The sequence below is a fragment of the Pseudarthrobacter sp. SORGH_AS 212 genome (genome assembly GCF_030818145.1).
GTDB lineage: Bacteria > Actinomycetota > Actinomycetes > Actinomycetales > Micrococcaceae > Arthrobacter.
In genome coordinates this window covers 3,507,687-3,528,174 of the sequence record NZ_JAUTAA010000001.1, presented here as the reverse complement: position 1 = coordinate 3,528,174, position 20,488 = coordinate 3,507,687, and the positions used below count along the sequence as shown (strand labels likewise).

Sequence of the window (20,488 nt, the reverse complement as noted above, 5' to 3'; positions counted from 1 at the left end):
CCCGGGGCTACGCTTACCCCATGCCACCAGACACCAGCCTTGCAGGCACCCACGCCTCGCCGCCGCGCTGGACCGGGCATGCGAAGGGGTCCGCCGCCTACGGGAGGATCCTCGCCGGCCTGTCCTTCGCCGGTGTTGCCACCTTCGCCCAGCTCTACTCCACGCAGGCGGTGCTGCCCCTGCTCGCCTCCGACCTTCGAATCAGCGCCGCAGAAGCGGCGCTGACCATCTCGCTGGCCACCGTGGGACTTGCCGTGACTGTCATCCCCTGGTCTTTCCTCGCCGACAGGATCGGCAGGGTCCGTGCCATGACGTGGGGAATCAGCGTTGCCACAGTCCTGGGCCTCCTGGTTCCCCTGGCCGGCAGTTTCCAGATCCTGCTGGCCCTGCGCCTGCTGGAAGGAATGGCGCTGGGCGGTATCCCGGCCATTGCCATCGCCTACCTGAACGAGGAAGTAACAAAGGCGCACGCCGCCGTCGCTGCCGGAAGCTACGTGGCAGGCACCACCCTTGGCGGCCTGGCCGGAAGGCTGGTGGCAGGACCGGCGGGTGAATTGTGGGGCTGGCGCGCAGCAGCCCTGGCGGTGTCCGTCCTGGCCACGCTGGCAGCTGTGGCCTTCCTGCTGCTGGTCCCCAAAGCGCGGGGTTTCGTGGCATCCGGGGGTACTGGCCTGCGCGGGGCCTTCAGGACGATTGCCGGGCATGTACGCCATGGCCGGCTGCTGGCGCTCTATCTCCAGGCCTTCCTCATGATGGGTGGCTTCGTGGCTGTGTACAACTACTTGGGGTTCCGGTTGTCCGGCGAGCCATTCACCCTGCCCGCCACCCTGATCAGCCTGATTTTCCTTGCCTACCTGTCCGGGACCGTCACCTCCCGCTGGGCTGCCGGGCTGACCATGCGCTTCGGCCGCCGGTCCGTCCTCCTGGCGGGCCTTGCGCTGGCAGTGGGCGGGCTTGCCCTGACACTGACGCAGTCCCTGGCCCTGATCCTTGCCGGCCTGGTGGTCTTCACCGGCGGCTTCTTCGCGGCCCACAGCATCGGGGCCGGGTGGACGGGAGCCATCGCCACGTCCGGCCGGGCCCAGGCGGCATCGCTGTACAACCTGGCCTACTACCTGGGATCCAGCGTGCTCGGCTGGGCGGGTGGCCTGTTGTTCCAGTCCCTGGGCTGGAACGCACTGGCAGCAGCCGTCATGCTGCTGGCCTGCCTCACGGCGGCGATTGTCGCCGTCGTCCATCCCCGGCGCGAGCCCGCGGTGGCCTGAACGCGCCCCGGCGCCTCCATGTGCAACGAATTAAGTCCTTCGCAGGCACTGATGGGAACGCAGATATTCGGTGTGAGTGGCCTTGCAGGGCCCGGGAGGGCGGTTCCGGCGGTCTAGGATGAATGCAGGACCGTTGGAAGGAACCCGCAGTGAGCATGAATCCCCGGCACCCCAGGCCCGGAGCACCCCTGGAACCGCTGGATGCCATCGACGAGCGCCTCCTTGCCGCGCTGGTGGCCGACGCGCGGATCTCGAACAAGCAGCTCGCCGAAATGGTGGGCATCGCGCCGTCCACTGCCCTGATGCGTACCCGGGCGCTCTCCGAACGCGGGATCGTCAAGGGCTATGAAGCCAAGCTGAGCCTTTCGGCCATCGGCAGGTCCGTGCAGGCACTGGTGGCTGTCCGGTTGCGCGCCCACGACCGTGACCAGATCGACCGTTTCACCGCACGGGTCCCGCACCTGCCGGCGGTGCTGTCCACCTTCCACACCTCAGGTTCGGTGGATTACCTGCTGCACATCGCCGTCGGCAGCACCGAGGACCTGCGTGACTGGGTGCTCGACAACCTGGCCACCGATCCCGTGGTGGGCCATACCGAAACCACACTGGTTTTCGAGCACATCCAGGGCAACCACGGGCCACTGCCCAACTGACGGGTTACTGCCGTCAGGAGTGGCGGCCGCGCAACGCCCGCGCCAGCGTAAGGCCGGCCAGGACCAGCGCTGCGGCGCCGCACACCACAACGAAGCCGAGCACGGCCGCAGGCTGTCCCACCATGCCCGACGCCCATCCCAGGCCCAGAACCGGTACGGCGCTGCCCAGGTATGTGATGACGTAAACCGTGCTGATCACCTGGGCATGGCGGGCGGGCTCCACCTTGCCTGCAACGTCATTGAAGACCGTGCGGAAAGCCAGCCCCTGCCCCATCCCCGCGGCCACGCAGGCGGCCACCAGCAGCAGCGGGCTGTGCAGGGCCCCGGCAGTCCCCAGCAGGACCACCGATGCTCCCAGGACGGCAAGGCCCGCCGGAACAACAAGCCGGCCCCGCACGGTGAGCAACTGGCTGAAGGCCGATGCCGCCAGCGGCAAACCGGCCAGGACACCGATCAGGGGCCGGGAATCAGTCTCCAGGACCCGGGCAAAGTACCCGGGCGCGAGGGAAAGGGAAAACCCGAACACGGCGAAACTCAGGAAGCCCACGCCGGAAGCAAGCCAGAAGGCCCCCCGCGCATTACGGGACACCGCCGGGCGGCGCGGGGCGAGGGCCTGGAGCGGCCGGGATACGGCCGGGAGGGCAATGGCCGGACGTGCCCGGATGAGGAAGAGCGGAACCAGCAAACCGGCGAGGACCACGGAATGCACGCCGTAGGGTGCCGTGGTGGCGCCCGGCAGCAGGGACAGCAAACCGCCGATGGCTGGGCCCGCAGCGACTCCCCCGGAAGAAGCCAGCAGCGTGAAGCGCGATGCCCACTCCGGGCGGGAGGGCAGCAGCTCGCGCAGGGCGGCCGCGCTGGCGCCCGTTGCCAGCGCAACAGCGATCCCCTGCAGGGCACGGCCTGCGCACAATCCTGCCAAAGTGTGGGCTTCGGCGAAGACAAGGTTGCCGGCGAGGCCGCCCAGCACAGCCAGGAGCAGCGCGGCCCTGCGGCCGATGTGGTCCGACCAGTGCCCGGCCAGCATCAGGGTGGCCACCAGGGCCAGGACGTAGCTGGCGAACGCCGCAGTGACGTCCAGCGCGGAAAGGCCCAACGATGCCTGCAGCAGCGGGTACAGCGGTGTGGCGAGGTTGGCCCCCACCAGCAAGGCGAAAATCACCGCGCCGGAGATCACCAGCCGGGCAGTGGTCGAGGCGTTCCAGCCGGACGCCGTCGCAGGGCGCATCCGCAGTTCGCTGAAGACCGTCATAGTGCTGCCTCCGGGGTTGGCCGCACGGGTGGTCCTTGTGGGGTGCCGCGCGGGGGAAATTCAGGTGTGGCTCCAGAGTGCGGCACTGCTGCCCCTTTGATCGGAAACAAGTGCGAGAATTGAGCATAATCATCAAAGATGCCGCGAGTGAGTGACGGAGAATGAGCATTTGAACAATCTGGATGCCACCGACCTGAAGATCCTGCTGGCCCTCATCCGGGACCCCCGGATCCAGGTGGGTGAACTCAGCGATGCTGTGGGTATTGCCCGGAATACGGCACAGACGCGGGTGCGGCGCCTGATCAGGACCGGCGTCCTCCGGCCCGGCGGGCGGGAAGTGGACCTGGAAGCCGTGGGCTACGACGTCGTGGCCTTCGTCACCATCGAAGTGTCACACCGGGAACTGGACGGCGTTGTGGGAGCCCTCAGGCTGATTCCGCAGGTACTGGAAGTGCACGAAATTTCCGGGCGCGGCGATGTCTGGTGCCGGGTGGTGGCAACGGATACGCACAACCTCCAGTCATCGCTGCGCCAGGTACTGAGGATCAAAGGCGTCATCCGTACCGAAACAGTGTTGGCCCTGCACACCCACATCCCGTACCGGACCGAACCCCTCATCAGCGGCCTGAGCAGTTCGGCAGCCGCCGGCCGCTAGGATTTCCTGAATGACCATCATCGATAACGCCGTGTACGTGGACGGCGCCCGCCATGCGGAGCCGGAAAGCCTTGAACAGACGTTCGAAACCCTGGCCCGGCACGGCGGCATGGCGTGGATCGGTTTGTACAGGCCCACCGCGGAGGAGATGGCTGCCGTAGCTGCCGAGTTCGGGCTCCATGAACTGGCCGTTGAGGACGCCATTTCGGCGCACCAGCGCCCCAAGATGGAACGCTACGACGACAACCTCTTCACCGTGCTGCGGCCGGCGCGCTACCTCGATGCGAGCGAGACGGTGGAGTTCGGCGAACTCCACATCTTCACCGGAAAGAACTTCGTGGTTACCGTCCGGCACGCGGAGATGGCCGGCGTGGCCCGGGTTCGGCAGCGGCTCGAGGCCCGTCCTGAACTCCTGCGGCATGGGCCCGAAGCGGTGCTTTATGCCTTGCTGGACCGCGTGGTCGACGACTATGCCCCCGTAGTGGCCGGCCTGGAAAACGACATCGATGAGATCGAGGACCAGTTGTTCAGCGGCGACAGCAACGTTTCGCGCCGGATCTACGAACTGGCCCGTGAGGTCATCCAGTTCCAGCGCGCGATCCACCCGCTGCCGGACATGATGCACCAGCTCAAGCGTGGGTTTGCGAAGTACGGAGTGGATACCGAACTCCAGCACAGCTTGCGGGACGTGGAGGACCACGCCGAGCGGGTCATTTCCCGGGCCGATTCGTTCCGGGACCTGCTGCAGAACGCCCTGACCCTGGACGGGACCCTCACCGCCAACCGGCAGAACGAGGCGAGCGCCGAACAGAACGAACAGGTGAAAAAGATTTCGTCCTGGGCAGCGATTCTGTTCGCGCCGTCCTTTGTGGCAGGCGTCTACGGCATGAACTTTGACCATATGCCCGAACTGCACTGGGGTTTCGGCTACCCCATGGCGCTTGTCCTGATGGTGGCCGCCGCAGGACTGATGTACGGAATCTTCAAACGCAAGGGCTGGCTTTAGCAGGGCGGTACCCCAACAGCATCCTGCGGGACGCGGGCGTCACTCCTGCCTGGGCCGTGACAGCGGCGGGTGGACGTACCTGTCCGTTGCCGTAAACAGTGCAGCGGGCGCTCCGCCGGTCGACGCGCGGGCCTTCCTTCCGGTGTCTTCCAACTGGGGTGTCATCTTGCGGGTGAAGTTTCCTGCCGCCAGCGGGGCATTCCACACCGCCTCGTAAACGGTGCGCAGCTGGGTGAGCGTGAACTCTTCGGGGAGGAGCCTCGCTGCGACGGTGGTGTATTCCATCTTGCCGGCGAGCCGCTGCAGGCCCTCCGTGAGGATCTGCAAATGGTCAAAAGCCAGGGATTCGCCAATGCTGCCGGCGAGCACTTCGTGGACCGGGTACCAGTCGGCACCGGCGGCATCGGTCCCGGCCGAGACGGCGGGAAGGGTTGCGCCGTCCGTCGCCAGCAGGACCAGATGGGCAACGGAAACGACCCGCATCCGGGGGTCGCGCCCAGGGGCGCTGTATGTTGCCAGCTGTTCGAGGTGGACCGGCAGTGTTCCCAGGTCCAGCCCGGTTTCCTCGGAAAGCTCGCGACCGGCGGCTGCCTCCGCTGATTCCCGGGGCCCGACGAATCCACCCGGCAGGGCCAGCCGGCTCTTGAAGGGGTGGGTGCCGCGGCGGACCAGGGCGGCGCGGAGGACGCCGCCGGTGACGGCGAAGACCACCAGGTCTGCGGTCAGGGCGACGGACGGGTAGTCACCGGGCCGGTAGGAATCAAGGTAGTCCCGCTCGGCGTTGGAGTCACTCATGCCGGCGCCCCTTCCAGGACGGTCCGGGTGGCCCAGGGCGGGGACGTGTAGGCGTTCCGCTGGGCGAGGACCAGGTCTATGACGTCAGTGGCGGTTTTCATGCGCCGTTCGTGGCTGCCGGTAACCAGGATCCAGGAGTGTCCTTCCGCTGTCAGGGTCTCCTTGAACCATTCGGTCATATCGGCACGGCGGTGTTCACCTTCCCGCCAGCCGTCGTCTTCGAACGGCACGCCTTCATCGTCGGTGACCAGGTACAGATCCCGGCGCGGCAGGGTATCCATGGCGTGATAGGAGCCATAGCTGCGCTCCCCCAGGTAATACCGTTCCCACAAGGTGGTGGCCAAGGCATCGGTGTCGGCGATGACCAGCGGACAGGTATCGGCCGCCGCGTTCTCCAGCTCGTTTTGGCGCGCGCCGATGACGCTGAAGTCCCGCGCAGTCCACACCATATCGGCCAATGCCGCGTCCGGCTTCCCGGCCCGCAGGGCGTCGAACTTTTCATAGGTGTAGGCGCGGCCGTATTCGGGTACATCGGCGATCAGCGGGAACCGCGCCCGGTAGTGATCCATCAGGGCCCGGGTGAGGGTGGTGGTGCCGGTGGACTCCGCGCCGACAACAATGATCCGGGTGGCCAGTTCCTGCCGGGCCGGGGCCACCACGTACGGCCAGGCTGCGGCGGGGCTGTCACGGCAGATGGTGCCGCTGATCGGGTAGGTGGCGCGGGACTGGTCGACGAGCACGTGGTCGGCGCCGAAGTAGCCCGCCAGCCGGGTGCCATAGGCTTCGGAACTGAAGACGGCGTCGACGGCGGTGATCCCATGGGTCTTCAGGGCCAGGCGCATGAGCTCGTTCTGGGCTTTCCAGATGGCGTCGGAGTGGTAGTCCTCCGGGCAGTCGTTCGGCATGCCGATGACCTGGACGTTGGTGTCTTCAAATTCGGCGGCCAGCCATCTGGCGCGATCGGCGACGGTGATGGACTCAAAGCGCGTTCCCAGGACGAGGACCACCACCTTTTCGGACTGCGAGGCGGCCGTGGCAATGAGGTGGGCGTGGCCGGCGTGCGGCGGGTAGAACTTGCCGATGACCATGGACTGGGTAAACATTGTCAGGCTCCTGCCGGGACGGTGATCATGGGGGCCTTCCCGGCGGCCCGGGTGCGCTTCCAGCCGCTGAGCCCGTAAACGCAGAGGGCGAGGAATCCGATGTACAGGATGGCTGTCAGCGCCAGCCCCCGGCTGAAGTACAGCGGAATGGAAACCACATCGATGAGGATCCAGACGTACCAGTGCTGGAAGATCTTTTTCGCCTGCCAGTAGGTCGCAACCAGCGAGGCTGTCAGGACAAAGGCATCCGGCCATGGCACCTGGGAGTCGGTGCCGTGTGTCAGGATCATGGCCACGGCCGCAGTGCCGGCCAGGGTGGCACCGGCGCCGAGGAGGACTTCCTTGCCGGCGGCGTCCCGGATGGGCAGACCATTGCTGGCCTCGGTGGCGGAGCTGCCGCGGACCCAGTTGAACCAGCCATAGACGGCCACGGCAGCGAAGATGACCTGAAGGATAGTTTCGCCGTAGAGGCCGGCACCCAGGAACAGGATAATGAACGCAAGGTTGTTCAGGATCCCCACCGGCCAGTTCCACAGCTTCTGCTTCGCGACGCCGTAGACGCACGCCGCGCCGGTGACGAAGCCGATGACCTCGATCCAGCTCACAGGAGAGCCGAGAAGATCTGGCACTGCAGCGGAGTTCATCCAGTCAAGTAGGGCCGTCATCGCCGGTTCCTTCCGTAATTATCAATCCGATAATTACAACCTAGCGGTTAATTATCAAACTGACAACTAGCGTGTCCAGCCGCGGCTGCCACTCCCGCCATGCCCGATGTTGCCAGGACACGACAAAGGCCATCCCGGAAGGATGGCCTTTGATGAAACGAAAACTGTGGAGCTAAGGAGATTCGAACTCCTGACCTCTTCGATGCGAACGAAGCGCTCTACCAACTGAGCTATAGCCCCGGAACGGTGCGGCCTTTTACGGGATCTGAACCGGTGACCTTAGGCTACACATTTTTCCTGCCCCAATGCCAACCGGCGCTCCCGGTTCCGTCGATGCCCGCCCGGACGGCCGGCGTCGGGCCTGGCTAGGGTCTATGCCCTGCGGCGCTGCAGGACGTCGTCGAGGTTGCTGAGCGCGCTCTGCGCCTTCGTGAGCTGCTGGGCGTCAACGGGTGCCCCACCGGCCGCTCCCGCTGCGTTTCCGGCAGCGCCCTGCTTCAGAGACGGCTTGCCAACTGCTTTCGGTGCTTCCGGAAGCTCAAGCGGCCTGGGCTCTGGCCGCTCGGCCTTGGCAGCCTCCACATACACAGGCTTGGGGACCTCAACAGGCTCCCAGGGGGTGCTGGAGGGAGCGTCCGACGCCGGTGCTGCCGCGCTGGTATCGCCCGCGGCCACGGCTACGGCGATGGCTGCTTCACGCAGTTCGACGGCGGTCAGCGGCTTGGCCTGGGGCTTGTGGGCCTCGGCATCGAAAACGGGGCTTTCCGCCCGGGCAGGCACCGGCGCGGTTTGCGGCTTGGGCGGAATCCGGTCAAGGGGGGCGGCCGTCCGGGCCGGCGCGCTCATGGCCGAGCGGAACGCTGCGTTGACCTTCGCCTTGCGGCCCCGGACAGCGAGGGTGCGCAGAAGAACGACGCAGGCCGCCGTGAGCGCCACGCAGGACAGCGGCAGGACCGCAGAACCCAGGCCGAAGGGCAGCAGGACGCCGGAGACGAATGCCGTAACAAGCGAGATAAGCCCAGCGAGTGCGATGGATGTGCGCCCGTAGTGGATGCGCAGCCGCCCGTTGGCTGCGCTGGCGGGCCCGGCAGCGGCCGCAGGCTTGGCAGCGGGTGCGGCGCTCTTCCTCGTATCCATCGTTTTCTCCTGCTTGGCGGCGACGTTCAGAACCATGCCTTGCGGCCGTTCCGCTTTCTCCTCTGCGGGTGTGTCCGCCACGAAATCGCCGGCCGGCTGGAACTGGTGCCTGCGGTTCCGGAGGACGTAGGGGCCAACCCACACAATCCAGAGCACGACAGCAACCACAAGGATCACAGAACTGCTAAGGGGGAAGTCCACACTCAAAACCGTATGAGCATCACCACTGCCACACTGGCATTGGCTGCGGTGTGTCGCAGGGCGGTTGCCAAATGAGTGGAATTAAGACGTCCGGGACGACATCCATCGCGGCAACAGGCCGTCCGGGACCTCCTCGGAGGTCAGCGCGAAGGACCTGTGGTCAGCCCACTCACCGTTGATGTGAAGATACCGGGGCCGGTACCCTTCATCGCGGAAGCCCAGCTTCTCCACCACCCGCAGGCTGGGTCCGTTTTCGGGCCGGATGTTGATTTCCATCCGGTGCAGCCCAAGGGTCTGGAAGCAGTGGTCCGTCACCAGGGCCACCGCTGTGGGGGCAATCCCCTGGCCAGCCCGTGCCTGGTCCACCCAGTAGCCAAGCGTGGCCATCATTGCTGAGCCCCAGAGGATGGATGACACCGTCAGCTGGCCCACGATGGCCGGGGTCCGGCTGCCGGCCATCCGCTCCGTAATGAGGAACGGCAACGCCGTGGACTGGGCGGCTTGCGAATTCAGCGATCGGACCATCTGCCGGTAGTCCGGCAACCCTCCGCGCGGATCCGGGTTGGATGCCTCCCACGGCGCAAGCCACTGGCTGTTCCGTGACCGCACTTCGGTCCATTCTTTCCGGTCGCGGTAGCGGATGGGCCGCAGGACAAGGTCACCGCATTCAAGCGTGGCCGGCCAGATGGGACCGAAGCGCACGATGCTACTTGGAGAGTTGGGCGGCGAAGCCCGGCAACCACTCCCGCAGGCCTGGGCCCAGGTCATCACTGTCGACGGCCAGCTGCACGCAGGCCTTCAGGTAGCTCAGTTTGTCGCCGGTGTCGTAGCGGCGGCCGCGGAACACCACACCGTAGACGCCGTAGCCTTCACCCTCGCCGGTGGCAAGTTCCTGCAGGGCGTCGGTCAGCTGGATCTCGCCACCACGGCCGGGGCCGGTTTCCTCCAGCACGTCGAAGACGGCCGGGTGCAGCACATAACGGCCGATGACTGCCAGGTTGGACGGCGCCTCGTCCGCCGCAGGCTTCTCGACGAGCCTGTTGATCCGGACGTAGCCTTCGCCGTCGATCTCCTCGATGTCCGCGCAGCCGTAGGCGCTGATCTGGGACGGATCCACTTCGATCAGCGCAACCACCGAACCGCCGGTCTTGGCCTGCACGTCAATCATGGTTCCCAGGAGCTCGTCCCGGGCATCAATCAAGTCATCACCGAGGAGCACGGCAAAGGGCTCGTTGCCCACGTGCTGGCGGGCACGCAGCACTGCGTGGCCGAGGCCGTTGGGGTCGCCCTGGCGGACGTAGTGGATGTCGCCGAGGTTGCTGGCGGCCTGGATGGACTCCAGCTTCTTGGTGTCACCCTTGTCCGAGAGGGCGGACTCGAGCGACGGGACACGGTCAAAGTGGTCCTCGAGCGCCCGCTTGTTGCGGCCCGTAATCATCAGGACATCGTTGAGCCCGACGCCAACGGCTTCCTCCACGACGTACTGGATGGCAGGCTTATCCACCACCGGAAGCATTTCCTTGGGCATGGCCTTGGTGGCGGGAAGGAACCGGGTGCCCAGCCCCGCAGCGGGGATGACGGCTTTGCGAACTCTCGGGTTACTGGTAGTCACCGGACTAATCTAGCGTCAGCGGCAAGCATTAAGTAATCAGCCGTCCGGTCCCGGCGCGGACCTGCACATGAACCAGCCGCCCGCGGCGATGGAGGGAAAACCCATGACTGAATATCAGACCGGTGCCAAGGACGGCATCCGGACTGCCCACCGTGCCCGCCGCGCGGAACTCTCGCCGGCGGCCCTGGAGGAGGCCGGCAACGCCCTGGCGGAACATGGCACAGCCTGGGCCGGCTCCCTTGTGGACGGCGCGACCGCAACCTTCTGCGTCTATCTGGGCGTCGGCGTCGAACCCCCCACCCTCCCGCTGATCCAGGCCCTCCACGCCCGCGGACACCACGTCCTCCTGCCGGTTTGCGAACCCGCGCGCGAGCTGAGCTGGGTATTTTGGTCTCCGGGCATCCCGTTTGCACGCAGCCGCTACGCACCCGTTATGGAACCTGACGGGCCGCGGCACGGGCCGGATGTGGCCGGCGGGGCGTCCGGGCTGTTCATTCCGGCCACTGCCGTTGATCTTTCCGGTAACCGGATTGGCCAGGGCGGAGGCTATTACGACAAGTTCCTGGGCCATTTGGACACTGCCGGGAAGCAAATTCCGCTCGCCGCTGTTATCTACGACGAAGAACTCCTGCCTGCCGGTCGGATCCCCGCCGAGGAGTTCGACCGTCCCGTTCCGGCCGTCCTGACACCGGGCGGACTTCGGGTCCTGGCGGGAGCACCCTGAACCCGGACAGCCGGTGGACGGGGATGATAGAATTAGCACTCAGGCCCTGCGACTGCTAACGGACCATCAGTGGAACGGGTGGCAGCACGGGACCTCTCGTTTGCCCAAGAGGAGGAGCACCAGTGCCAACATATGCTTACGCCTGCAAGGATTGCGGCCATGCTTTTGACATCGTCCAGTCATTCTCGGACAGCACACTGACGTCCTGCCCGGAATGTGAAGGCACGCTGCGCAAGAAATTCAACAGCGTGGGCGTCGTCTTCAAGGGATCGGGCTTCTATCGCACCGACTCCCGCGATTCCAAGGGCAGCACCGTTTCCGCAGCACCCGCGGCTCCGGCAGCCCCCGCTCCGGCGCCCGCCCCGGCGGCTGCCGCCAGCTGACACCGGTCCGCACCCGTCCCAACACACCCGGACTGCCAGCGGCCCCGGACCTAAAGACGGCACCACCATGTTGTCCACATAGGGCCGGGGCCGCTGTCGTCGGCCATGCCTGCCCACCTAGCGTGAAGGCATGCCTGCACATCCCCCCGGTGCCCACCGCAGACCGTCCGTCTTCCAAGCTAAAAAGGGTGCTGCCGCGTCCCGGCGCGGCAGCCCGCTGACCCGTGTGGCCGGGTTGCTCAACCGCAACCGGCGCCTCGCTGTTGCCCTTCTTCTCTGCGCAGCGGCGTCCATCACGGTCCACCAGCTCACCCCTGCGCCGGCCGACACTGTCACAGCCCTGTCCGCAGCCAGGGACCTGCCCGCCGGAACAGCTGTAACTGCCGCGGACCTCGTTCCGGTGCGGGTACCGCCCGGCCTGCTGTCCGAAGGCGTGCTGAGCGGGCAGGCTGAGGCGGCAGGCAAGCAGTTGGCAACCCCGCTGCGAAAAGGGCAGCTGGTCACCGATGTCCAGCTCCTCGGTCCCGGGCTGCTCACCGGCACTCCCCCGGGATCGGCGGCCGTTCCATTGCGGATGGCCGATGCTTCATCCATCCAATTGGTTTCGCCGGGGCAACTGGTGAACGTCGTCCTGACATCCGGAAACGGGTTTGACCAGCAGGGACCCTCGGAAGTCCTGGCCGCGGGAGTCCCCGTCCTCTGGACCGCAGCCAAAGGTGGGCAGGGCGGACAATGGCTGGGCACCGCCCGAAACCGACGGGCTGATCGTGGTGGCAGCCACGGCTGAACAGTCAGCGCGGCTGGCAGGGGCGTCCACGCAGGGCAAATTGTTCTTCGTCCTGGTGGGACCGCCGTCGTGACAGGCCCTGCCGAGCCCGGCAGGGCCTGTCATAACGTCGACAGGGCTATGGGCCTTCAGCCCCAGTGCGGGGGCTTCTGCTCCTTCAACCATGCGTCATGGTCCTCGTCGCGATCGCCCCACGCCCGCGGGTCATCTTCCGCGGCAGTTTTGGGCAATACGCCCTCCACTAGGCTGCGCGCTGCGGATGAGCCGGCCTCTTCCGTGTCCACGGCATCACCGGAACCTTCGGTGCTTTCGGTATCGGCCGCATCCACGGCGCCGTCAGCGTCCTCGGGGTTCACGTCATCCTGTGGCGTCTCAGCATCCTTCGGGGTCACTGTGCCCGCCTCCTCACTGTCTGGTCCTGCAGCGGCGACGCCGGCGCCGTTTGAATCCGGACCGTCCCAGGATTCACGGCGTTCCCCGCCTCCCTGGGCGTCACGCCGGAACCCTGACCCGTTGGTGGCCGGGTATGAAACTGAAGCAGGCTGCGCGGCGTCGATTCCGTTCAGCGCCTGATGGACGTCGTCGTCAAGGAAACCGGCGGACTCTGCCGAGCGGCCCGGAAGAACCACCCGTTCCAGCCCCAGGTACCCTGCTATCCGGTCCGCGCAGGCCGAAGGATCGGTGAACACCTCAATCGTCCACAGCGGCATGTACCGCCACCCCAGCCGCTCCAGCATCTGCGGCCGCAGCCGGCTGCGCTCACGGACGCTCATAGTGCGGTACTGCTCGGTGCCATCGGACTCAATCGCCACCGGCCAGGGAAGGTCTGCCTCATCCTGGCCCATGGTGCCCAGCGGGTCTGCGGCCGCCACCACGTCGATGACGCCGTCGTATTGGTGCCACACCCGGGCGCCGCGTGCACGAAGCCTGTCGCCGAGGTCGGCAACTAGCGGGTCGGCCCCGAGCGCCTGCTCGCTGGCAGCGGCCCGGGAGGCCGGAGTGCCGAGGTCGGTGTTTCCCGAAATCTCCCGGTCAAGCAGCGCGTACAGGTCCAAGGCACCGTGCGACAACCTGGTGTGGTCCAGGTCCTCCGGGCGGAAGCACGTCAGAACGTGGATGGAACGGCGGGCACGGGTCATGGCCAGCGCAAACTTCTCCCTGCCGCCCTCGGCGGACAACGGGCCGAAGTTGTGAAGGGCACGCCCGTGGGGTGTGCGCCCGTAACCGGGAGAAAAAATGACATGGTCGCGCACCAGGCCTTGTGCCCGTTCAAGGTCAACAACCCGGAAAGACTCCGGCCCCGCTCCGAAGAAGCTGGCCAGCCCGGGGTAGTTGGGCAACTGGAGCCGGATGGACTCGCCGATCCTCGCGGCATGCCGCAAGCTTGCGGTGACAACCGCCAGGGAAGTCCTGGGCCGCAGCCGTGCGTGCTCGAACACCAGCTCCACCACGCGGTTGACCTCGGCCACCACGGACTCCACGCCCTCGTGATCGGCGCTGGGCAGGCCGGTTCCGTCCGGCAAGTACTCCACGAGCAAAGACCGGTCCAGCCCTGTGGCTGACTGTCCCTCGGGAAGGCGGCGGAGTCCGCCGTCGTAGAAATTCCTGCTCAGCTGCAGCACCAGGTCCTCGTCCACACCGCGGTAGACATTGGTGAGCTGCCACACCGGCAGCACGGCGGAGAGGGCTTTGAAGGCACTCTCGACCCGCTGGTGCGCGGACTCTCCGGGCGCGAGCCGCTCCACCCCTACGGTGAAGCTGCGCGGACTGGCGATCCTGGCATCGCCGAAGGCTATGACCTGCCGGGCCCTCGCGATGGAGGGCAGGACGGCCTGCAGGCTTGTGGCTTCGGCGTCAAGGATTACCACGGCGTCGAAGTGCTGTTCCGCGGGCAGCAGCCCGCTCATGAGGTAGGGACTCACCGACCAGACGGGAACCAGTGTGCCGATCAGGTCCGGTGCCTGGGCGGTCAGGGCGGGCAGTGAAACCCGGCCGTCCTTGAGCAGGCTGCGGAGGAGGCCGGCCTGCCGGGGCTGTTCCCCGATGGCTGCCCGCCAACGCTCGGCAAGGTCCCAGCGCAGGCGTGCTGCCCCGCTGGCGATGTGGGCGTTGTCCGCGAGCCGGTACTCGGCTTCGAGCTGGCGCAGGGCATCGCCGTCGGACATGGCGAGGTAGTCATCGCCGCTGATCATTGCCTCGAGGGCTGACTGCCACCACGCCAGTTCAAGTTCAGCAGCCACCGATCCGGCGGGAACTTCACGTTCGGCGAGGTCGGCCAGGAGTTCGCCCAGGCCGTGCTCGCGCATGTTCTCCACCAGGAGCGTCCGCTCCGGGAGCGTCTTAAGCGTGTCAGTGTCCGCGACGAGCCGTTCCAGCCGCTCCAGGAGGTCTTCGTAGCGGACGGTGGACAGCGCCCCGCCCCCGGCTGTGTGCTTCAGGCATTCACCAAGGCCCGCAAGCTCCTGGTCCAACTCGCGGTAAAGGGCGTTCATCTCGACCAGTCCGGACGGGACGGCAGGGTGCCGCTGGGTGGTGGCGTAGCCTGCCCAGCGGGCACGCTGTTCCTGGACCAGGACCAGGGACGTGTGCAGGTCTGCGATGTGGACGCCAGGCCGGACGTACTCCTTGGCCACACGGCGGAGCCGCGACCGCTGCATGGAGGTCATCTCGATCCCGCGTTCCCGCCGCCACGCCGAGGGTGCGGTAGCCGAAATGAGGTCCGTGACGGGCCGGTCGAAGATATCCGGCGTGAACTTGTCCAGGCTTCCACGCACGGCAACCAGCAGCTCAAGCTGTTCGCCCCATTCGGCGAAGGATTCACCGAGGCGGATTTCCGCGTGCTCGGCCACGGCATTCATCCGCTCCCGCAGTACGGGAAGACTCTTTGCAACGGCCCGGACCAGGTCCTGGGCCTCTTCCGTTTCCTTGCGCGTCAGGAGCCGGGCGCCATGCCACGGACTGGGTGGTGGACGCCTTGCTGAAGCTGCCCAGCTCCGCTGCGCGCTGGAGCCGGCCAGCCAGCTCCTCGCGGTCGCGGATGTTGTCCAGGACGCTCCGCTTCAGCCGCACGGTGGTGGCTGGTGCGGGATGGATGGATGTCAGCTCGGCCAGCGACTGCATGGCCTGGTACGGCGAGCAGCCCCACCGGTCGCGGACATTGTGCAGGGACGCCACATGGTCCATCAGCGCGTGACGGTGTTCGGTCAGTGTGCTATGCAGGTTCCCCAACTGTGGCTTGAGGGACTTTTCGTTCCGGACAATGGCGCGGACCAACTGGGACTTCAGCTGCTGCGCCGTGACGTTCCCGGACAACTGGAACAGGATCGATTCGAGGCCCAGGGCTTCGAGCTGGCCGGAAACCTCGTTCAGGCTGGCGCGCCGGTCCCCCACCACCAGGACGGTCCGGCCGGCGTCCACCAGGGCGCCGATGGTGTTGATGGCTGTCTGCGTCTGCCCGGTGCCGGGCGGGCTGCTGACCACCAGCGAGTCACCGGCGCGGGCGGCGTCCACTACGTACTGCTGGTCCGTATCCGCGTCCAGGAGGAGCAGTTCGTCCTGGGGATGCCGGCTGTCCAGCGAAGGGAAGCGGGCAGGGTCCGGGGTTTCGACATCCACCACTTCGCCACCGCCGGCCGTGGCGAGGGCGGAGACGATCGGGTTGGAGTCATTGATCCAGGGGTCGTCAAGATTGCCGGAGAGGTCCGCAAACGTGGACACCAGCAGGTTGTGCTGCGCCTCGGCGCCGTGGATGGGCCGGATGAGGGTGCCAAGCCGGTCCAGGACGGGCTGGGGATCGAAACGCGCCGTGCTGTACGCGAGGCGGGTGACGGCGTTGACGTCGAAGACAATGCCGTGGACGGACTTCAGGTGGCGGACCAACGCGGGGTTGATGTGTGCCTGCTCTGTCAGCTGCAGCTCGTAGTCATCTTCCCCGGGCCGGACGGTGAGGGAGATCGCCGTGAGCATGACGGGCGCAGAAACCCGTTGAGGTGTGCCTCCGACAGCGGATGTCCACACCACGGTGCCCGCGGAGAGGTACCCGGCGTCGATGCCGCGGTCATTGGACAGTTCGAAGATCTTGGACCGGATGTTGCGGGATGCCCGGGCGGCCACCACATACTGCTGCTGGTCACGGATCAGTGTGGACAAGCGGGTGCGGCGCCCCGCCATGAGCTGGGCCAGCCCTGACGGGTGGGCAGAGGTGAGGTCTATGGAACCTTCGGGTGTCTTGGTGAAGCGCAGCATCGTGTCTGCCCCGGTGACGGGTTTGAGCCCGGACAGCCATTTACGAAGCTCTTCCGAGCCTTCCGGGTGGCCTTGACCAACTGACACTTCTGCCTTCTTTTCTGCGTTTGCACGTGACGCCCTGGACCATACCGGCATAGGTTCGAGAGTAGCCGCTTCCGTGCCCGGACTGAGAGACCGCAACACTGGAGCCGCGAAATAGGGGAGATTTCACAGGCAGTCCCCGGAAGATTTGCCACCGTTGCCGAAGACAGCGGCAAGACAGAAGTGGCCGGCCTCCGTCAACGGAGGCCGGCCACTTCAGGATGCTATTCCCACTCGATGGTTCCCGGCGGCTTGCTGGTGACGTCCAGCACGACGCGGTTAACGCCGTCCACCTCGTTGGTGATCCGGTTGGAGATCCGGGCCAGGAGGTCATAGGGCAGGCGTGACCAGTCAGCCGTCATGGCGTCCTCGGACGAGACCGGGCGCAAAACGATGGGGTGGCCGTAGGTGCGGCCGTCGCCCATGACGCCGACGCTGCGGACATCTGCCAGCAGCACGACGGGCATCTGCCACACCTCGTTGTCCAGGCCTGCGGCGGTCAGCTCGGCACGGGCGATGGCGTCGGCCTTGCGGAGCAGGTCCAGGCGTTCCTTGGTGACGTCGCCAACGATCCGGATGCCTAGGCCGGGGCCCGGGAACGGCTGGCGTCCCACGATCTCCTGGGGCAGTCCCAGCTGGGCGCCCACGGCGCGGACCTCGTCCTTGAACAGGGCCCGCAGCGGCTCCACGAGCTCAAACTGCAGGTCCTCGGGGAGGCCGCCCACGTTGTGGTGGCTCTTGATGTTTGCTGCACCTTCGCCGCCGCCGGATTCGACGACGTCCGGGTACAGGGTGCCCTGGACCAGGAACTTGATCTTCTCACCGTGAGCCGCGGCCTCGGCGATGATAGCCAGTTCGGCTTCTTCGAAGGCGCGGATGAACTCGCGGCCGATGATCTTGCGCTTGGTTTCGGGATCACTCACGCCGGCCAGGGCGGAAAGGAAGCGCTCCTGCTCGTTCGCGATGTACAGCTTGACGCCGGTGGCAGCAACAAAGTCGCGTTCCACCTGCTCCGCTTCGCCTTCGCGGAGCAGTCCGTGGTCAACGAACACACAGGTCAGCTGGTCACCCACGGCGCGCTGGACCAGGGCCGCTGCGACGGCGGAATCGACGCCGCCGGAGAGGCCGCAGATGACCCGGGCATCGCCGATCTGGTTGCGGATGCGCTCAACCTGCTCTTCGAGGATGTTCCCCGTGGTCCAGTTGGGCTCGATCTTGGCGCCCTTGAAGAGGAAGTTCTCCAGCACCTGCTGGCCGTAGGCCGAGTGCTTGACCTCGGGGTGCCACTGCACGCCGTAGAGGCACTTTTCTTCGTTGGCGAAGGCTGCAACCTCGGCGCCCGCCGTCGTGGCCAGCACCTCGAAGCCGTCCGGGGCCGCGTGGACGGAATCGCCGTGGCTCATCCAGGTGTTCTGGTGCTGGGGCATGCCCTCGAGCACGGAGCGCCCCTCACCCAGGATGGTGGTCTGGGTTGAGCCGTATTCCCGGAGGCCGGTCTTGTCCACCTTGCCGCCCAGCGCGTTGGCCATGGCCTGGAAGCCGTAGCAGATGCCAAAGACGGGTACGCCGGCTTCGAAGAGATCGGCACCCACGCTGGGGGCGCCGTCGGCGTAAACACTGGAAGGTCCGCCGGAAAGGATGATCGCGGCGGGGTTCTTGGCGAGGAGCTGTTCGGTGGTGTAGGTATGCGGAACCACTTCCGAATACACATTCGCTTCCCGGACGCGGCGGGCAATCAGCTGCGCGTACTGGGCTCCATAGTCAACAACCAGCACCGGCTTCTGGGAAGTCTGGGATGCAGTGGGAGTAGTCACCGTAATAGCCTACGTTGCGGCGTTGCACCGGCGCACCTTGAAACGCCGCCCTGTGACGGAGCAAACGTCCGGCGGCGGTGGGCGGCACGGCTGCGGACGCGGGCAGCGCCGGCGTCCAGTTCCGCTAGCCTTCGGTACCGCCGGGTTCAGTACCGCTGCGGGGCCTGCGGGTTCGCGGCGAGCTCGGCTTCCACGTCGGCATGGAACTTCTTCTCGACGATGAAGGAAAGGAACGGGACCACACCGCCCAGGGCCAGCAGGATCAGCTTGAGGAACGGCCAGCGCATGAGCGACCAAAGCCGGAAGTTTGAAATCAGGTACACCACGTACATCCAGCCGTGGACGATCAGCACCGTGATGGACAGGTTCACGCCGTTGAGGACTCCCGGCGGCTCGGCGTCGGCAAAACCGAAGCCGAAGGGCTGCCCGGTGGCGGCATTGGTGCCGCCGGCGAAGAGGTACTGCCCGAAGCCGTACCGCGCCACGAGCTCCGCGCACAGGAGCAGCAGCATGGCGCCGGTCAGGTAGGCCAGCACCTTGTAGAACTTCAGGGCCGACCGGATCTGTGCCTCGGTGCCGCCGAACCGGCGCTTCCTGGTGGCGGCCTTCCCGGCCGTTTCGCTTCCGGTGGCGGGCTTCGGATCAATCATGGCTGTACCTTTTGGTCGGTGTGTTCAGGCTGCCGGGTGGTCCCTGGCTGCTGTTCTGGTTCATGCGCTTCGGCGTGGCCGTCGAGGGCGTCTTCGAGGTCCCGGTGGTAGTCGTCCTTGACCAGACGCCACCAGATGAAGAACGCGAACCCGGCGAAGACCACCCACTCCAGGGAGTAGAAGAGGTTGAGCCAGTTGATCTGTTGCGCGGGCGGCTGGGGGCCGATCTCCAGCGGCAGGAGGTTCCCCGGGACGGCGGCGGCGCTGACGTCCGCTCCCCCGGCAACCTCGGCGGTGGCCGCCACGAAGCCCTGGTAGCTGCTGATTTCCCAGTCGTTGATGAGTTCCGCCACGGAGACCGCTGTGGCCTCTCCTGGGTTGGCGGCTTTACCGGCCACGGGCGCTTCGGAGGGCAGGAGCCGTCCGGTCACCTGCACGGCGCCCGACGGCGGCGCTGTCGCCTCAGCGGCGTCGGCCACCCATCCGCGGGCCACCGGGATCCAGGTCCGGGGTGATGCAGCGGAACCGGTCAGGGTGGGTGCTCCGTCCACGGCGAAAGCGGAGACCACCCAGTAGCCGGTCTTCCCGTCGTGCAGGCGGCCGGGGACCAGGACCTGTTTGGCGGGATCATAGGTTCCGGTGGCGCTGACCATCTGGTCGGCGTCGGACCCGGGGAAGAACCCGCCCGGCTGGAGGGTGTCCGTCAGCGGCTGGACTTTCTCGGTGTCCGGGTTTACCGGCATTTCCGGGCTGGTGGAGCGGCCGAACTGCCATTGGCTCAGCAGCACGAAGACCCCGGACACGGCGATCGCAAAGATGAATCCCGCAATCCATCGGGGCTTAAGGGCTGTTTTCCACACGTCTTAACCGTACTTCGTAGTTCTGTAGAACAACTAAACGCCGGAGCTGCGGGCACGCCCGCAGGCCCCGGTCAGTGGTCGAAGAACACCAGGCTGGAGTTGATGAGTTCGGCGATCACTTCGGCGTCGTAGGCCCGGCGCAGCGATTCGCGGAACGATTCCTTGGACAGCGACCGCGCCAGCGTGGCCAGGACCTCAAGGTGGTCCGAGAAGGAACTGGCGGGGGTGGCGATGAGCAGGATCACTGTTGCCGGGCCGTCGGCGGCGCCGAAGTCCAGGGCATGGCCGTACTTGGTGATGCCCACGGCAATGGAGGTACGGGCGACGAACTCACTGCGGGCATGAGGCAGGCCGATGCCGCCCGGGAGGCCGGTGGCGAGCTGGTGCTCCCTGGCATTGACGTGCCTGAGGAACCCGTCAAGGTCGGACACCCGGCCGGCGGCGAACAACCGCTCGGACAGCTGCGTGGCGGCGTCGTCCTTGTCCGTGGCCTCCAACTCCAGGATGACCATTTCCGGGGTGGTGAGTTCGGCGTCGTACGGGTCAAGCGGTTCCGCCAAGGCGTGTCCCTTCAGTCAGCAGCGCCGGCCATCCGCC

General features: G+C 66.5%; 18 protein-coding genes, 1 tRNA gene and 1 pseudogene. 7 read left to right on the top strand and 13 right to left on the bottom strand.

Annotated features, from left to right (window positions below):
* Positions 1 to 20 precede the first annotated feature (20 nt).
* Both QE394_RS16195 and QE394_RS16190 read left to right on the top strand, forming a co-directional pair.
* On the top strand, positions 21 to 1,265 hold the full coding sequence (locus QE394_RS16195) for an MFS transporter (protein ID WP_349035067.1): 1,245 nt from the start codon (positions 21 to 23) through the stop codon (positions 1,263 to 1,265).
* A 155-nt stretch (positions 1,266 to 1,420) separates the two neighbouring features.
* Positions 1,421 to 1,918 (top strand): Lrp/AsnC family transcriptional regulator, encoded by a 498-nt coding sequence (locus QE394_RS16190; RefSeq protein ID WP_056076353.1) that lies wholly within the window; start codon positions 1,421 to 1,423, stop codon positions 1,916 to 1,918.
* A gap of 13 nt (positions 1,919 to 1,931) precedes the next feature.
* Here the strand turns inward: QE394_RS16190 and QE394_RS16185 are convergent, their stop codons facing one another.
* Entirely contained in the window at positions 1,932 to 3,170 is a 1,239-nt protein-coding gene (locus tag QE394_RS16185; RefSeq protein ID WP_056075112.1) for an MFS transporter, read from the bottom strand.
* Positions 3,171 to 3,339: 169 nt separating this feature from the next.
* Between QE394_RS16185 and QE394_RS16180 the strand changes: the two genes are divergently transcribed.
* Together QE394_RS16180 and corA are read left to right on the top strand one after the other, a co-directional pair.
* Complete coding sequence (locus QE394_RS16180) at positions 3,340 to 3,825, top strand: Lrp/AsnC family transcriptional regulator (RefSeq protein ID WP_056075115.1); 486 nt, start codon at positions 3,340 to 3,342, stop codon at positions 3,823 to 3,825.
* 10 nt (positions 3,826 to 3,835) lie between these two features.
* Positions 3,836 to 4,831, top strand: a complete 996-nt coding sequence (gene corA, locus QE394_RS16175) for a magnesium/cobalt transporter CorA (RefSeq protein WP_056075119.1) — start codon at positions 3,836 to 3,838, stop codon at positions 4,829 to 4,831.
* Positions 4,832 to 4,870: 39 nt separating this feature from the next.
* Here corA and QE394_RS16170 read toward each other — a convergent pair whose 3' ends face one another.
* From QE394_RS16170 to galU, 7 genes are all read right to left on the bottom strand, one after another.
* Entirely contained in the window at positions 4,871 to 5,626 is a 756-nt protein-coding gene (locus tag QE394_RS16170) for an NUDIX hydrolase (protein WP_349035066.1), read from the bottom strand.
* Positions 5,623 to 6,729, bottom strand: a complete 1,107-nt coding sequence (locus QE394_RS16165) for an AAA family ATPase (RefSeq protein WP_349035065.1) — start codon at positions 6,727 to 6,729, stop codon at positions 5,623 to 5,625. The genes QE394_RS16170 and QE394_RS16165 overlap by 4 nt, the downstream gene beginning before the upstream one ends.
* Positions 6,730 to 6,731: 2 nt before the next feature.
* Complete coding sequence (pnuC, locus tag QE394_RS16160) at positions 6,732 to 7,394, bottom strand: nicotinamide riboside transporter PnuC (RefSeq protein ID WP_349035064.1); 663 nt, start codon at positions 7,392 to 7,394, stop codon at positions 6,732 to 6,734.
* A gap of 167 nt (positions 7,395 to 7,561) precedes the next feature.
* A tRNA-Ala gene (locus QE394_RS16155) sits at positions 7,562 to 7,634 on the bottom strand.
* Between the two features lie 132 nt (positions 7,635 to 7,766).
* The gene (locus QE394_RS16150) at positions 7,767 to 8,708 is read right to left on the bottom strand and encodes a hypothetical protein (protein WP_349035421.1); all 942 of its coding nucleotides are present in this window, start codon (positions 8,706 to 8,708) and stop codon (positions 7,767 to 7,769) included.
* 105 nt (positions 8,709 to 8,813) lie between these two features.
* The gene (locus QE394_RS16145; RefSeq protein WP_349035063.1) at positions 8,814 to 9,434 is read right to left on the bottom strand and encodes a GNAT family protein; all 621 of its coding nucleotides are present in this window, start codon (positions 9,432 to 9,434) and stop codon (positions 8,814 to 8,816) included.
* A gap of 4 nt (positions 9,435 to 9,438) precedes the next feature.
* Positions 9,439 to 10,344, bottom strand: a complete 906-nt coding sequence (gene galU / locus QE394_RS16140; RefSeq protein ID WP_268156816.1) for a UTP--glucose-1-phosphate uridylyltransferase GalU — start codon at positions 10,342 to 10,344, stop codon at positions 9,439 to 9,441.
* A gap of 103 nt (positions 10,345 to 10,447) precedes the next feature.
* On the opposite strand from galU, the gene QE394_RS16135 reads away from it, so the two are divergent.
* The 3 genes from QE394_RS16135 to QE394_RS16125 all read left to right on the top strand — a co-directional run bounded on the left by QE394_RS16135 (position 10,448) and on the right by QE394_RS16125 (position 12,238).
* Entirely contained in the window at positions 10,448 to 11,068 is a 621-nt protein-coding gene (locus tag QE394_RS16135; protein ID WP_056075140.1) for a 5-formyltetrahydrofolate cyclo-ligase, read from the top strand.
* Between the two features lie 122 nt (positions 11,069 to 11,190).
* Positions 11,191 to 11,451 carry an FmdB family zinc ribbon protein gene (locus QE394_RS16130; protein ID WP_056075143.1) on the top strand — a complete coding sequence of 87 codons (261 nt, stop codon included), beginning with the start codon at positions 11,191 to 11,193 and terminating at the stop codon, positions 11,449 to 11,451.
* 130 nt (positions 11,452 to 11,581) lie between these two features.
* Positions 11,582 to 12,238, top strand: coding sequence for an SAF domain-containing protein (locus tag QE394_RS16125; RefSeq protein WP_349035062.1), 657 nt, complete (start codon positions 11,582 to 11,584; stop codon positions 12,236 to 12,238).
* Positions 12,239 to 12,366: 128 nt separating this feature from the next.
* On the opposite strand, the pseudogene QE394_RS16120 reads toward QE394_RS16125, so the two are convergent.
* From QE394_RS16120 to QE394_RS16100, 5 genes and pseudogenes are all read right to left on the bottom strand, one after another.
* Positions 12,367 to 16,621: pseudogene (locus QE394_RS16120) on the bottom strand (AAA family ATPase).
* A gap of 170 nt (positions 16,622 to 16,791) precedes the next feature.
* On the bottom strand, positions 16,792 to 18,381 hold the full coding sequence (guaA, locus tag QE394_RS16115; protein ID WP_056075153.1) for a glutamine-hydrolyzing GMP synthase: 1,590 nt from the start codon (positions 18,379 to 18,381) through the stop codon (positions 16,792 to 16,794).
* A gap of 146 nt (positions 18,382 to 18,527) precedes the next feature.
* The gene (locus tag QE394_RS16110; RefSeq protein ID WP_056075156.1) at positions 18,528 to 19,031 is read right to left on the bottom strand and encodes a DUF3817 domain-containing protein; all 504 of its coding nucleotides are present in this window, start codon (positions 19,029 to 19,031) and stop codon (positions 18,528 to 18,530) included.
* Positions 19,028 to 19,891, bottom strand: a complete 864-nt coding sequence (locus QE394_RS16105) for an SURF1 family protein (RefSeq protein ID WP_056075159.1) — start codon at positions 19,889 to 19,891, stop codon at positions 19,028 to 19,030. The genes QE394_RS16110 and QE394_RS16105 overlap by 4 nt, the downstream gene beginning before the upstream one ends.
* Before the next feature lie 71 nt (positions 19,892 to 19,962).
* Positions 19,963 to 20,451: a PTS sugar transporter subunit IIA gene (locus QE394_RS16100; RefSeq protein ID WP_056075161.1), complete on the bottom strand. Its 489-nt coding sequence runs from the start codon at positions 20,449 to 20,451 to the stop codon at positions 19,963 to 19,965.
* Positions 20,452 to 20,488 lie beyond the last annotated feature (37 nt).